The 14,734-nt window shown below is 35.9% G+C and carries 10 protein-coding genes; 1 reads left to right on the forward strand and 9 read right to left on the reverse strand.

Annotation, left to right across the window (positions count from 1 at the left end; genetic code table 11):
• Positions 1 to 13 precede the first annotated feature (13 nt).
• From CLV33_RS02160 to CLV33_RS02185, 6 genes are read right to left on the reverse strand one after another with little or no spacing between them, the layout of a single operon-like run.
• Positions 14 to 439 (reverse strand): L-rhamnose mutarotase, encoded by a 426-nt coding sequence (locus CLV33_RS02160; RefSeq protein ID WP_105472519.1) that lies wholly within the window; start codon positions 437 to 439, stop codon positions 14 to 16.
• Between the two features lie 36 nt (positions 440 to 475).
• Positions 476 to 2,296, reverse strand: coding sequence for a right-handed parallel beta-helix repeat-containing protein (locus CLV33_RS02165; RefSeq protein WP_105472520.1), 1,821 nt, complete (start codon positions 2,294 to 2,296; stop codon positions 476 to 478).
• Positions 2,297 to 2,334: 38 nt separating this feature from the next.
• Positions 2,335 to 3,771, reverse strand: coding sequence for an arylsulfatase (locus CLV33_RS02170; RefSeq protein ID WP_211297527.1), 1,437 nt, complete (start codon positions 3,769 to 3,771; stop codon positions 2,335 to 2,337).
• A 57-nt stretch (positions 3,772 to 3,828) separates the two neighbouring features.
• Positions 3,829 to 5,322 (reverse strand): L-arabinose isomerase, encoded by a 1,494-nt coding sequence (gene araA, locus CLV33_RS02175; RefSeq protein ID WP_105472522.1) that lies wholly within the window; start codon positions 5,320 to 5,322, stop codon positions 3,829 to 3,831.
• A 22-nt stretch (positions 5,323 to 5,344) separates the two neighbouring features.
• The gene (locus CLV33_RS02180; RefSeq protein ID WP_105472523.1) at positions 5,345 to 6,046 is read right to left on the reverse strand and encodes an L-ribulose-5-phosphate 4-epimerase; all 702 of its coding nucleotides are present in this window, start codon (positions 6,044 to 6,046) and stop codon (positions 5,345 to 5,347) included.
• A gap of 11 nt (positions 6,047 to 6,057) precedes the next feature.
• Positions 6,058 to 7,722 carry a ribulokinase gene (locus CLV33_RS02185; RefSeq protein ID WP_105472524.1) on the reverse strand — a complete coding sequence of 555 codons (1,665 nt, stop codon included), beginning with the start codon at positions 7,720 to 7,722 and terminating at the stop codon, positions 6,058 to 6,060.
• A gap of 554 nt (positions 7,723 to 8,276) precedes the next feature.
• On the opposite strand from CLV33_RS02185, the gene CLV33_RS02190 reads away from it, so the two are divergent.
• Positions 8,277 to 9,407, forward strand: a complete 1,131-nt coding sequence (locus tag CLV33_RS02190) for a hypothetical protein (RefSeq protein WP_105472525.1) — start codon at positions 8,277 to 8,279, stop codon at positions 9,405 to 9,407.
• A 73-nt stretch (positions 9,408 to 9,480) separates the two neighbouring features.
• Here the strand turns inward: CLV33_RS02190 and CLV33_RS02195 are convergent, their stop codons facing one another.
• From CLV33_RS02195 to CLV33_RS02205, 3 genes are all read right to left on the reverse strand, one after another.
• Positions 9,481 to 11,025: a sulfatase gene (locus CLV33_RS02195; RefSeq protein ID WP_170063957.1), complete on the reverse strand. Its 1,545-nt coding sequence runs from the start codon at positions 11,023 to 11,025 to the stop codon at positions 9,481 to 9,483.
• Between the two features lie 172 nt (positions 11,026 to 11,197).
• The gene (locus CLV33_RS02200) at positions 11,198 to 12,727 is read right to left on the reverse strand and encodes a sulfatase family protein (RefSeq protein WP_105472527.1); all 1,530 of its coding nucleotides are present in this window, start codon (positions 12,725 to 12,727) and stop codon (positions 11,198 to 11,200) included.
• 64 nt (positions 12,728 to 12,791) lie between these two features.
• Positions 12,792 to 14,723: a glycoside hydrolase family 2 protein gene (locus CLV33_RS02205; RefSeq protein ID WP_170063958.1), complete on the reverse strand. Its 1,932-nt coding sequence runs from the start codon at positions 14,721 to 14,723 to the stop codon at positions 12,792 to 12,794.
• Positions 14,724 to 14,734: the final 11 nt, after the last annotated feature.

The raw sequence follows: 14,734 nt of genomic DNA on the forward strand, positions 1-14,734 counted from the left end.
AGCAAATAAACTATTATCGTGTATAATCATAAATGGTTTCCATAGGCACCCAAGTTTGATCGGCATCTGCTCCTGGAGGTGCTGTTTGAAAGCCAGACATGATACTGTCCCATTCTGCCATTTTAGGGGAATAATTATTATACCTATCGTTAAACTCATCAAAAGATAAATTTTCAGGTAAACTGATTATTAAAACCAATCGATTTCCTTGAGCAAATACTTTTAAACAGTTTGCACCACTTTCTACAGCTGCTTGCTTCACATCTGGCCATATACCTTCGTCGCTGTGATAATGTGCGTATTTTTCTTTTACACCAACACTGTCCACCAAATTACATGTAAATACATAATCTACCGATTTTGAAGCAACTTTATGGTTATTTTGATTATTACAGGAAGTCAGAAAAATGGATAGGAATAAAAAAGATAGTATTCTCATAAGTATGGTCTTTAAATTTAATTTATAACTGAAATGTTATAGTTTGAGCATTTTTTCAATTTGATTTTTATACGATTCTTGATACCCGGCATTATCTTTAATCTCTGGAATATCATAAACACTGTTGCTATCCATTAGAAAAATACCTTCGCGGTGAAAATTCCAAGTCTGCACGGTTTTATCAGATTTGGGTAAAGAATTACGTTCAACAACCATCGGGCGCTCTAAGGTTCCTCCAGATTTTTCATCCAAATAAATATATGCTATTGGATATATACCTGCTTCTTCTGATCGTTTAATATTGGTAATATAGTTTTCACTAATGAGGGCTCCCGGTTGCTTACTCAACGTATAAATTCCAGCACCGTCACAAACCAAGTTCATTACATTACTAATATAATTGTTAGCTATTATATTATCATGCATGGCATTGGGTTTGTCTGTCCAACCATATCCCAAACTAATGCCGCAATAAGGCGCATCTTCAATGGTGTTATGCGTTATTTTAATTTCTGCTGTATATCCAGCAGAAATTGGCGATGTTCCATAATAATCGCACCCCACATTATAAATATAATTATTGCTCACAACGTCGCTTGTACTTACCTCCCGAAGATCGGATGGATTGTAAGGTACATGATATTCGCCATCTTCCTCAGCTGTAAAGGCGCCTATCATGGTACCATTCCCAGCTATAGACCGAATGACATTACCCTCAATGATACATTTTTTTGTCCCACTAATAAAATCAATGCCCGTAGATCCCATATGTTGAATTAAATTTCCTTTAAACTGGATATTTTCAGCATTTTCAACTTTAATGGCTGCACTTGGACGTCTTACCGTTTGGTAATTATCTTCTCTAGCTGTTAGATTATACATACCTGCTTGTGCATTAATAAATCCATTGGTGCTAGGTAAATTCCAATTGGCATGTTCAAAAACAAGATTTTCAAAAGAAATATTATTTATAGGATAATCTAAGCTGCCTTTAATATCAATGAGTGTTTCAGTCACGGGCGCAACCACCACTAATGCTTCCATCTTTTCATTGGCTTCGGGCATGTAATAAAGTGTCTCGGTTTTAGTATTAAGATACCATTCTCCCGGTTGGTCTATAAATTCATAAGCATTTTCAAAATGAAACACAGCATTATCTTGCTTTGGCGGAAATGGTCTTGGAAATAAGATATCAGATTGCTTATCATCAATAGAAACATAAGCTAATCTTGCGCCTCCATTAAAGTTTTCGAAGGATTTTAATTGCACGATAGCTTCAGACCAAAACATTTGAATAACAGCTTCCACCTGTTCAAAATTATTCCATTTTTCAACTAAATCGGATTTCATTACCAACTGTCTAGATTTTAAATCCCATCCTGTCAAATTGTTGTAATCGTCCACATTTGGTTGGCGAGAACGCACTGCTCTTTTATTATTTACATACAGCTGTCGAAAATTCAATCCTTTTACCGACGCTTTATATATACCATTTTTGTCTGCTGTCCAATTGGTAATTTTTTTTCCTCCAGAAAGCCTTGGAACCTCATCGTTAAATCCTTTAATAGTTAATGTTCCTTCATGGTATTTCCAATTCTCTGAATTAAAAGTAAGGGCATCATCTATAAAATAAGTGCCTTCTCTAAGAAAAATGGTTACATTATCTTTTGGATTACTTTTTTTTAAAACCGCTTCTTTAGCCTTGTTTAATGATTTAAATGGTTTTTCTTTTGATCCTGACCATGAATCTTTTCCTGAATTAGAAACATAAAACTTTAGGTTTTCTTGGGCATTTATGGTTGATATTGAAAGAAAAACAAAAGCGATATAAAAAAATGAGCGATTTTTGAACTGCATGTTATGTTATATGTTTAAAAGATTATAATAATTATTTTTTATAAAGATTCATCTAAATTAATCCGTTCACTCTTTAACAAAGGAAATAAAGTTGAAGGTTTATGCGCTTCTTTCATTATGTCTTTAATTTTTTGAACCACTTCTGGATTTTCTTTGGCAACATCATGATTTTCTTCAATATCATTTTTTAAATGATACAATTCAAATCGATCTTCATTGATATAATAAATGCCCTTCCAATCATTCCAACGCACAGCTTGTTTATAATGGCCTTTTTCCATTTCAATATCCTCATTAAATTCCCAATATAAATACTCATGTTCCTTTTGTTTTAGTCCTTTTAATGTAGGTAGAAAAGAAATACCATCCGTTTGATTTGGAATTGAAGCACCTGCAATCTCACAAAAGGTAGGCATAACATCCCAAAACGCTGCGATATGGTTCGTAACCGAACCTTCCTTGATTACGCCTGGCCAACGCACAATCATAGGTGCATGAAAGCCGCCTTCGTGGAACGAACGTTTATATTCTTTAAACTTTCCATTAGAATTAAAAAACTCTACATCGTGACCTCCTTCATTATGTGCACCATTATCACTGGTAAATACAATGATTGTATTATCCTTTTCTCCTGATGCTTCAACGGCGGCAACTATTTTGCCAACATATGCATCCAATGCTTGTAACATACTAGCAAAAGCCCGTTCTTCCTCTGGCCAATCTGTGTTTTCACCTGGATATTTTTCATGGTATTCCATAGGCTCATGCACCAAACTATAAGCTACGTAAAGGAAATATGGGGCGGTTTTATCTTTATTTATAAAACGAATGGCTTTTTCCGTTACCATTTCGTCCATGTTAATCGGACGCATTTCCATATCTTCTTCTGAAAGGTTAAAAAGCTTTCCATTTTCATACATGGGTTCTGTATTGATTTTAGAATACCCTTCGTATGGAATATGTTTTCCATTTTCATCCCAAAGTCTGTCTATCATCACCCCTACTTTGTTTGGGTAATCCGAACTTAGCTTACCAAAATGATAATCAAATCCTCTATCAAATGGTGTTTGATCTGATAATTCTCCACCCAAATGCCAACGTCCACACATGGCTGTTATGTAATTGGTATTTTTTTTAATAGCTTCGGGAAGCGTTACCACCGTATTATTCAATGGTGCTACGCCAATTCCTTCCAATGATTTATGTCCCCTAAGTATGGCATGTCCTGTATGCTGCCCCGTCATCAACGAACCTCTTGAAGGCCCGCAAACAGGAGCACCAGCATAGTTTTCAGTAAACAACATACTTTCACTCGCTAAGCGGTCGATATTTGGTGTTTTAATTTTTTCTTGACCTAAAAAAGCTAAATCACCATAACCCAAATCATCCGCTAAAATGTAAATGATGTTTGGTTTCTTTACTAAAGCAGTCTCCTTTTTTTTATTAGATTGACAACCTACTATCAATAATATCATTAAAAAATTTAAAATATTTTTAATCATTGTTCAATTCATTAAACATTAAAACTACTCTTAATTGTTGTAAAATGCTTCATTTATTTTAATGGTGTTTTTGAAGTTCCTAATAGTTGTATCCTCATCAATAACCAAAGCTTCAATATTTGCTATTTCTGCGAAATCCTCAAGTTGTTCTACGGTCACATTTTCGCTGTAACAGGTATGGTGCGCCCCTCCACCCAATATCCATGCTGTACAAGCTGTTTCAAAATCTGGCAACGGTTTCCACATGATTCTTGCAACTGGTAACTTTGGTAAATCTTCCAAAACTTCCTCGCCTACAGTTTTATTAATCAATAACCTAAAACGGTTTCCAAAATCCATTAAACCAGCAACCAATGAGTCTCCTGCTCTGCCATTAAATACTAAACGTACAGGATCTTCTTTTCCTCCAATTCCTAAAGGATGTATTTCACACGACGGTTTATTAGTCGCCAAAACAGGATCAACCTCCAACATATGCGACCCTAAAACTCTTGGAGCAGCAGGATCTAAATGATAAGTATAATCTTCCATAAAAGCATTTCCGCCTTCTAGGCCACTTCCCATCACTTTCATGGCTCGTATCAGAGCCGCAGTTTTCCAATCGCCTTCGCCAGCAAATCCATAGCCTTTTTGCATTAAACGTTGTACGGCAATACCAGGCAATTGTGCCATCCCGTGTAAATCTTCAAACGTATTTGTAAAACCTTTGAATCCGCCGTCTTCTAAAAATTTTTCAAGACCTAATTCTATGCGAGCTGCTTCTACTAAAGATGCTCTGTTTTTCCCTCCTTCAAGTAGTGAATCTACCATGTTATATGATGATTCATATTCTGTCATTAACTTATTTATAGCGGCTTCTGGGATATTATTAATGACTTCAACTAAATCACCTACTGCATAGGTATTTACAGAAAAACCAAATTTGGTTTCTGCTTCTACTTTATCGCCATCGGTTACGGCAACGAAACGCATATTATCACCAAAACGTGCGAATTTTGCGCCTTGCCAATCGTTCCAACCTGCTGCAACGCGCGTCCAATCTCCAATTTTCTTTTGAACAGGTTCTGATGCCCAATGCCCCACAACCACTTTTCTATTTTTACGCAAACGGCTAACCATAAATCCAAATTCACGATCGCCATGCGCCGATTGGTTTAGATTCATAAAATCCATATCCATAGTATCCCACGGAATATCTCTATTAAACTGCGTATGTAAATGCAACATCGGTTTTTGAAGAGCCGTTAGTCCTCTTATCCACATTTTAGCAGGGGAAAATGTATGCATCCAAGTGATGATTCCGATGCAATTTTGTTCCTGATTGGCAGCTGTTAGCGTTTCATAAATCTCCTCAGACGATTTTACCGTTGGCTTAAAAATAACTTTAACGGGAATGTATGTCGAATCATGCAATGCTTTAACAATTTTTGTTGAGTTTTCTGCAACCTGTTTTAAAGTTTCTGGTCCATATAAATCTTGACTTCCAGTTATAAACCAAACTTCTTTTTTAGAAATATCTATCATTTTTAAATGCTATTTTATTTGATTATTGACCGTAATATGAGTTTGCACCATGTTTACGTTCATAATGTTTTTTAATTAATGAATCTTTTAATCTTGGAGCATTGGGATTAATTTGCTTTGTTAAATAAGCCATTTCTGCAATTACCTCAAGAACCTTACTATTATAAACCGCTTTTGCGGCATCTTTCCCCCAAGTAAATGGGCCGTGATTACCAATGAGTATCATTTCCACTTCTTTATAAGAAAGTTGTTTATCTTTAAAACACTCTAAAATTTGAATGCCTGTATTGTGTTCGTAATTCCCTTCAATAAGGTCGTCTCGCATGGGTGGCGCACAAGGAATATCAGTCGTTAAATGATCGGCATGGGTGGTACCAAAAATAGGAATATCTAATTGCGATTGTGCCCAAGCTACAGAATACGTAGCGTGCGTATGTGCAATGCCACCAATGTCTTCCCAATTTTTATAAAGAAAGGCATGCGTTTTAGTATCTGATGACGGTCTCATACTGCCTTCAATGACATTATTATTAAAATCGACAATAACAATATCCTCTGGCTTTAAAACCTCGTAGCCCACCCCACTTGGTTTGATGGCAAAAACACTATTTTTTCTATCAACAGCACTTACGTTTCCAAAAGTATATACCACTAAATTCAAGGCGTTTAACTGCATATTAGCCTCGTAACAGTCTTGCTTTAAATCTTTATATTTTGAACTCATAATTTATAGATTTAATTTATAGATTCTATAAACTCACTTAACTCTGAATAGGAATTCATCAATAATTTATAGTATTCTATGGTTTCAATTTCAGGAAAATACTCCGCTTCAAAATCACTCCCCATGTGCTTACTTGCTTCAATGACATCTGGATATATACCTGCTGCCACCGCGGCGTAAATGGCCGCCCCCAATGCTGGAGCTTGATCCGATTTTGCTACTTTTATGGGTTTATTTAATACATTTGCTAAGGTTTGCATAATAAAAGGCGATTTCCTTGCTACACCTCCAATACCAATAATACTATCTATTTGAACTTCTTCATCTTCAAAACGATCGACAATTTTTTTAGAACCAAAACATATCGCGTTAATCAATGCTTTAAAAATATGCGGCGCTTTTGTGCCTAAAGACAAATTGGACATGGCCGCTTTTAAAGTTTGATTGGCATCGGGCGTTCTGCGTCCGTTAATCCAATCCAATGCTGTTGGAATACTCTCTGTCAAAGGAATTTGAGCCGCTTGCTCACTTAATACTTTTATAAAATTGGTTTCAATTTCTTCTTCTAGTTTCTTTTTTTGATCATTGGTAAGAATATCAGACACCAACACTAAATGCTCTATTGGCCAATACAAAACATCTTTGAACCATGCTAATACATCGCCAAATGCAGATTGTCCGGCTTCCAAGCCTATCCAACCAGGAATAACAGAACCTTCTACTTGACCACAAATACCTTTGATGGTTCTGTTTCCAATAATTTCTTTAGGCGATACCAAAACATCACAGGTGGAAGTTCCCATAACACGGACTAAAGTATTTTTATCGATTTTGGCTCCAACGGCTCCAGAATGTGCATCGAATGTCCCTACTGAAATTATTGTATTCGTTGTTAATCCTAATTTTTCTGCCCATGCGTTGCTTAAATTTCCTGCTACAACATCAGATGTATAGGTTTCTTCATAAAGCCGGCCTCTCAATTGTGATAAATAAGGATCTAATTGTGACAAAAATGCTTCAGAAGGCAATCCGTTCCAATCCTCATGCCACATGGCTTTATGTCCTGCAGCACAGCGACTTCGTTTAAACGATTTTAAGTCTTTATCTTCTATCAATAAATAGGTCATTAAATCGCAATGCTCCATCCAAGTATATGCTGCATTTTTCACGGCTTCGTCCTCTCTTACAATGTGCAGTATTTTTGCCCAAAACCATTCTGACGAATAAATACCGCCTTCATATTTTGTATAATTCACACCGCCCCAATTGGTCGCTAATGCATTGATTTCATTTGCTTCATTGATAGCTGTATGGTCTTTCCATAAAACCATCATAGCATTTGGGTTCTCTTTGAAACCATCAACCATAGCAAGTGGTGTTCCATCTTTAGCTACAGGCACTGGAGATGAACCAGTGGTATCAACACAAATACCTTTTATGTTCGATGGATCCACCTGGGCTTGTTTTACAACGGCTTTTACCGTATTCTCCAAACCTTCAATATGATCTAATGGATGTTGACGGAACTGACTGATGGCTGCGTTACAGTATTTATTATCTACCCATCTTTGGTAATAATGTACACTAGAGGCCAACTCATTTCCAGAAGCTGTTTCAATGAGTACTGCTCTCACAGAATCTGAACCATAATCTAACCCTATCACGTATGTTTTCATAATCTGATTTTCTAATAACTTAAATAAATTTAATGGACTTCAAAGCAATCAAACAAAAAAAACATATACACATGAAATACAAGTTCTTAACACAACAAATTGTCACTTTTATCGGTTTTTAACTAAGTAATTTTTTTTTATGTAAAAAAGAAACAAATTAATTTAAATCCATCAATTTAATTGTAGCACAATTTACTGGTATATTAATTTAGAGTCTAAGTCAAAAAAATCAAAAAACAAGTTTTTATTGAGTTAAAGACAATCACAATTATAGGAATTATCAAAATACATTCAATAAATGAAAAAAACGGATAGGCTTTTAAATGTTATTTTATGTTTATTTGAATATCCCTTTTTAAATAACAACTTAAATTAAAATGAACAACAACAAGCTTAAACCTCTTACTGCTAGACAATATTACCGGTTCGGTTGTTCTCTGAAATGACTTAAAAGATGGGTATTCGTTCACATAATTTTGACATCCATACAAAAAGGTTAACAACCAACGAACCAATAAAAGAAAAGCACAATTAATTCATCCAACTTATAAATAATGACTAAAGTAAACAGAAGAAAATTTATCAAAACCACGGCATCCGCCTCTGCTGCATTTACATTGTTACCATATAGTTGTAAGATAATTGAGTCTCCATTTTCGAATAAAAATTTAAATCTGAAAGAAGTGCGTAATACTATTGGTCGTCATCTTAATCATATTTTGGATAAAGACGGACCCTATGGAAGTTACCGCATAGGATTAAAACAGCGACCAGACCTGTACAGCTCATGTGATGTTGCACAAATTCGCACAATTTGGGGAGAAGACTTACATCAATCACTTTCAGAAAAACAACGGACAGAATGGGCAGATCACATCAATTCTTACATACAAAAACATCAATGGGATGGAAGCTATTTTGATCGTTTGGGTCATTCCCCTCTTCATGGTAATGGTATGACGATTGGAGCTCTCGGAGTTCTTGGAGGCAAGCAGGCATTACCAGTAAAACTATACGACAAATTCAATAGTCCGGAAAAAGTAATCTCTTGGCTGGAAAATATCAATTGGGCAAGACAATGGTCTGCCTCCCATCTTTTTTGGGGCGGAATTCATTGTTATAGTATGAGTAAACATTGTACGGAAGATTGGTTAAACACCGTATTTGACTGGCTTGATCGAAACTTAGATGAGAAAACAGGTTGGTGGCGAAAAGGGATAGCCCATGACGACATACATCAGGCTCTGGGCGGAAGTGCTCATATTTTACCCATTTACCAACATAAAAATAGAGAATTTCCGTTTCCAGAACGGGTTATAGATAGTGTACTGGCTATGCAGTTACCCAACAAGCGATGGCTGCAACGGGAAGGTAATCCAGATTTAATGCATTATCTTGAATTGGATGCCCTGTATGCATTAAAATATATGCAAGAGTTAGTACCCTATTATCGAAAATCAGATATTGAACATTCTGTGTATAAGTATGGCTTAGAGGTGATTAAATATTGGAAAAATGAACAGGAAGCTCTTTTGGCGATGCACCCTCATCGCTTATTATCTGCGGTAGCAATATTTGGCTTACTACAATACCATCTTCCAGAAATGTTTTACGATGACCGACAATGGACTGATATTTTTAGTGACATTCGGTTCTATAGAACGGATCTTGTTGAACGTTTATAACACTATTGAAATTATATCATATTATCCGAACAAAATTTAAAATTTGAATACGCTTTCACTACCATTAACCTTTTTATTTAATTGTTATTGATTCTTTCAAGCGACCGTCTAATTGTGTTCTGAAAGCTTCAATTCGTTCCTTTTGGCTTTTATCTTTTGCGATGTTAGTCCATTCATTTGGGTCTACATCATGGTCGTATAATTCTTCAGCACCATTCTCATAACGCGTATACCTGTACCTATTGTTCCGTAAAGAAAAATTGTGTGCTTTCTTTTCCCCTTGAACAATTTGTTTTCCATTTTCCACCCATTCTCCATAAGTAGCAATCAATGCGGCATCAGGCCCTGACCAAGTATCAGTTTCTGGATTCTCTAAAAAAGGACGCAGTGAGAAACCGTCCAAAGAAGCCTGATTGGTATGCCTATTAGGCACATTGGAAATACCGCATAAATCGTTCAGCGTTGGATAGATATCTATTAAACTTACGGCATGATTAACGGTTTTTCCTTTTTGCTTGGCATTGGGCATAGCTATAATCAAAGGAATTCTACTGGACTCTTCCCAGTTGGTGTCTTTAAAATTATAATCTTTTTCGCCTAAATGAAATCCATGATCACTTGTAAAAACCACAATGGTATTATCAGCATAATCACTGTTTTCTAATGCATCTAAGACTTTACCCAACTGGTCATCTGCAAAAGCGACACTTGCCAAATATGCTTGCATGAATTTTTTCCACAGTAACTCTCCGCCTGCTCTCTTATATAAATCAAAACGATCAAAACCATATTTGCGTACATAATTTACAAAGTCCTGACAATCATCCAAATCATTTTCCTTGTATGGAGGAAGTTGGATGTTTTCCAGCGGAAACATATCAAAATATTTTTTTGGCACAAACAATGGCGTGTGCGGTCTCACAAAACCAACTCCCAAGAAAAAGGGGGCATCATGCTTTTCTTGAAGCTTTTTTATTGCCCATTGCGCTGAAAGTTCGTCTGGCATGGAATCTCTATGACGTTCATCTATATATTCAAACTTTGATGTCCCGTTATACCATCCATCAAAACCCGGAATATTCCTTTCAATATCTGGATCAAAATGAGGCACATCGGAAAGCGGACCAAAACTGGTTTCCATGGAGGAGGCTATCTTAGCATGTTCGTCGGTAATAAAATTCGCCAAATACGCCATAGAAGGATGTAAAGTTTTTATAGTCTCACCATTGTAAACAAAAGGCCCATAAGAAGTTGGTTCGCCATAGGTACTTTGACCATTTTCATCAATCCATGTATTTTTGAAATCACCTTCAAAATGATGTAGCTTTCCAGTTCCATAAACTTGATATCCGTTGTTTTTAAAATGATCAAAAATACTCACAGCATCCTTAAGAACGGGACTTTCTTTCCAATGAATAAAATCCATTACCCCAGATTTATTAGGATAAATCCCACTAAATAAACTAGCACGTGAAGGTGCACATATAGGAAAGTTAGAATGTGCATTCATAAATAAAACACCTTCTTCTGCAAGCTTACTCATGTTTGGTGTATGGGCTTGGACACTTCCTCCCATACCTTCAACTACATCATTTAAATCGTCGCAGATAACAAACAAAACATTATACTTTTTTGAATTGATGGTTTCGTCCGGTGATTCCGCTACTTTAGTATTGTTGGAAACAACTCCTTTACAACCAAATGCAAAACAGATTATAAAAACACCTATCCAAATATTAATATTGGATTTTGTTGAAATATATATTTTTGAAAAGAAACCTTGCATAAATTTATTCTTTATCTATTATTTCTTGAATCATTTGATCCATTTTTTCAACCTGTTCCCTATTAGAACTTGCCACGTTAATTCTCTCTTCGGGGTCGGTTTCTAAATTATACAATTGGGGGTCGTGAGAAGCACCGCCTTCAATACCTTTATTTGTATAATCGTTTAAAACCCTGTCTTTATCCATTGGCTGGATGTATTTCCATTTACCATCTCTGATAGAAAGTACAAACGACTCTTCTAGCATAGGGTGTGATGTTTGATTGGATTTTCCCAAAATAACATTTAAGATATCGTTACTATCCTCTGCTTCGTTTGAGTTTGGTGTATGGCCAACAAGTTTCGCCAGCGATGCATAAATATCTACTTGCGACCAGAGCGCATTATTTTCAGAAGTTTTTATTTTCCCCGGCCAATAAGTAATTGTTGGTACACGGGTACCTCCTTCAAAAGCGCTGTATTTTCCGCCTCTATAAATTCCAGATGGTTTGTGGTCGCCTAATTTTTCTATGGCAAAATCTTCATAACCATCATTAAGTACAGGGCCATTATCACTTGTAAAAATGATTAAAGTCTTATCTGCCAATTTCAACTTTTCAAGTTCTTTTACTATTTCTCCCGTTACCCAATCCATTTGGGCAATGGCATCACCACGGGGCCCCATACTACTAGCACCTTCAAAACGGGGATGTGGCAATCGAGGCACATGGATATCATGAAAAGAAAAATATAAAAAAAATGGCTGTTCTTTACTGGACTGAATAAAGTTTTTTGCTTTACCTGTCAATATATCAGGGAAATCTTCATCTTTCCATTCAGCGGAATACCCTCCTTTCATGGTACCTATTCTACTCACACCATTAATAATAGTGCCACTATGTTGCTCATCTGCCGCATAGCGCAATAATTCTGGATGTTTCCAGCCCGTTGGACGCGCTCCAATGGTGTCTGTTGTTTTATAACTTACTTCTAAAGAATCATTTTTGGAAAGATTGACTACTTTACCGTTTTCAGTATAAACAGCAGGTACTCTATCCCCTGTTGCCGGCAACAAGAAACTGTAATCAAATCCTATTTCATGTGGACCTGGTTTTAATGCTTTATTCCAATTGATATCGCCATTCCCTAGCCCTAAATGCCATTTTCCTATAACTGCAGTTTTATAACCTTCCGACTTTAGCATAGACGCTATAGTTGGAGTTTCTGGACGAATAAGTAAAGGCGCATCACCCGGAAGTATTTCTGCTTGTTGCCTAAAGGCATATCGACCTGTAAGCAAGGTATATCTTGAAGGGGTGCAAGTTGCAGCGGAACTATGAGCATCTGTAAAACGGACACCATTTTTTGCCAACTTATCAATATTTGGGGTTTTTACCCCTATTGCTCCATAACAGCTAACATCACCATATCCCAAATCGTCTACATAAAAAATGACAATATTGGGTTTTACTGTCGGTTTATCTTTTTTACAAGTCAGCAAAACAAATGAACCTAACAATAGAAATAAAGTTTTATATGATTTTATTAATCTCATAATTTAATAATTTTGAATAAGTGATTGAAATATCTAAGGTGCTTTTAACTAATTTATCGAGTTATTAGTTATAGTTCCATATAACCTGATCTTCAAATTTTTTAGATTTATTTTGCCCCTTTACAACAATAGTATTCTCCCCCTTTTTTAATATAACTTCAGGAGAAATAACAATCCCACTTTCTGGTTTACCCGTACCAACTACTTTTCCGTTTAGATAAAATTTCACTTTATCAAGTGTAGTATATACCTTAATTTTAGTTTTGCTTTCAATGCGATTTTTAAACCTTCGCTCGGCGATATAAAGCATAGGACTATCATTCCAATTGGCTTTATAGAAGTAGTAGGCGTCTTTTTTGGTTTTTCTATCTTCGGTAACCAAACCTTTATCGTTTAAACCATTTGTATCACCTTCAGATCGATGTGCTGCTGCGACATCAAACATTAACCAAGCAAATTTCCCCCAAATAAACGGACGTTCTTTTAATTGCATCCAATAATCTTCATGATATTTTGTTTGCCACTGTTCTGGATGCCATTTACCAGCAGGTGCTGGAGCAACTAAAGAATCAGATTGATGATGTATGCTTGCTCCAGCTCCATATTCGCTAATCGCCATGGCTCTATTTGGAAACTCTTTGTGCCATGTATCTGCCCATTCTCCTATTTGATTTGTAGTGCTTCCGTATTTTGCTCCATACCATCCATAATATTTATTAAAACCAATTACGTCTGTAATATCATTGTTATGGTTATCTTGATTACTTGCAACTATGGTTAACCTATATGGGTCTTCTTGTTTTGCTAGCATATTTAATTCCTTGACATAATCATGCGGATCGTCACCTCTAATTTTAAGTTCGTTAAATAAGCCCCAAAAGAAAATACTGGGCCTGTTGTAATTTTGACGAATCATTTCTTTTAGCTGTTGTTTTCCGTTTTCTTTAAAGCCTTTAGAATTGATAAATCCAGGCCCCTCATAACCACCTGGCCCGACTTGTGGAATTTCAGTATAAACCACAACTCCTAAAGAGTCACACATATTATAAAATATTGGGGAATGCGGATAGTGGGCCGTTCTTATAGCCGTTACCCCCATATCCATCATAATATCGAAATCTTCTTTATAATCTTCTTTTGTAAGTGCAGAACCTTTGTCTTTTTTGGCTTCGTGGTAACAAACACCTTTTAAGTCGTAATAAGCACCGTTTAGAAAGAATCCCTTATCTACATCAATTTTGTAAGAACGTAAACCTATAGGCTGCACCATACTATCTAAAACCTTGTTGCCTTCTTTTATAAATGTTTTAAATTGATAGCGGTAAGGATTTTTAACGCCATTCCATAAATGGGGGTTTTTAACCCGTATATTTTGACTCCAAACCGTTTTTTTATTTGCTTCTCCTAAAAGACTGGTAGTTTCAGAAACTATTTTCTTTCCGGTTGTATCCCAAATAGTGCTTTCAATGGTCAGATTTTTAGAAATATCAGACTTGTTTGCAATACTTCCATGTATTTTTAAATCTGCTTCTTTAGCATCCACTTTTTCTTGAGATATAAAAACCCCTGAAGACCCATAATTGGAAAGATCAAAATGTATTGGGTTTTTAATCAATAAACTTACTGGCCTATGAAGCCCACCGTAAATATTAAAATCTCCCACTAGTGGCATCACTTCTGAATCATAGGCATTATTCACCGATATTTTTAACTCATTTTCTTTAGAAAAATCAAGAAAATCAGTAATATCAACTGTAAAACCCGTATAGCCCCCTTTGTGATGGTAAACATGTTTTTCATTTACAAATACATCAGTTACAGTTGCTGACGCATCAAATTTTAAAAAAAAGTGTTTTTTGCTATCATAGGAAGATACATCCAGCATTTTTTTATAAATCCCCAATCCTCTATAATATCCCACATAGACCTCTTTAACGTCCAGAGCATTCCATGTATGCGGCAAAGTGACCGTTTGCCAGTTTGGTTTTTTTTGCATGTTGTGTTCGT

It is taken from the genome of Jejuia pallidilutea (genome assembly GCF_002973595.1).
Taxonomy (GTDB): domain Bacteria; phylum Bacteroidota; class Bacteroidia; order Flavobacteriales; family Flavobacteriaceae; genus Jejuia; species Jejuia pallidilutea.

Excerpts from the sequence above, each read along its gene's own strand:
- CLV33_RS02205 (WP_170063958.1), bottom strand. The coding sequence starts at position 14,723 with ATGCAAAAAAAACCAAACTGGCAAACGGTCACTTTGCCGCATACATGG.
- CLV33_RS02185 (WP_105472524.1), bottom strand. The coding sequence starts at position 7,722 with ATGAAAACATACGTGATAGGGTTAGATTATGGTTCAGATTCTGTGAGA.
- araA (WP_105472522.1), bottom strand. The coding sequence starts at position 5,322 with ATGATAGATATTTCTAAAAAAGAAGTTTGGTTTATAACTGGAAGTCAA.
- CLV33_RS02170 (WP_211297527.1), bottom strand. The coding sequence starts at position 3,771 with ATGATATTATTGATAGTAGGTTGTCAATCTAATAAAAAAAAGGAGACT.
- CLV33_RS02190 (WP_105472525.1), top strand. The coding sequence starts at position 8,277 with ATGACTAAAGTAAACAGAAGAAAATTTATCAAAACCACGGCATCCGCC.
- CLV33_RS02160 (WP_105472519.1), bottom strand. The coding sequence starts at position 439 with ATGAGAATACTATCTTTTTTATTCCTATCCATTTTTCTGACTTCCTGT.
- CLV33_RS02180 (WP_105472523.1), bottom strand. The coding sequence starts at position 6,046 with ATGAGTTCAAAATATAAAGATTTAAAGCAAGACTGTTACGAGGCTAAT.
- CLV33_RS02165 (WP_105472520.1), bottom strand. The coding sequence starts at position 2,296 with ATGCAGTTCAAAAATCGCTCATTTTTTTATATCGCTTTTGTTTTTCTT.
- CLV33_RS02200 (WP_105472527.1), bottom strand. The coding sequence starts at position 12,727 with ATGAGATTAATAAAATCATATAAAACTTTATTTCTATTGTTAGGTTCA.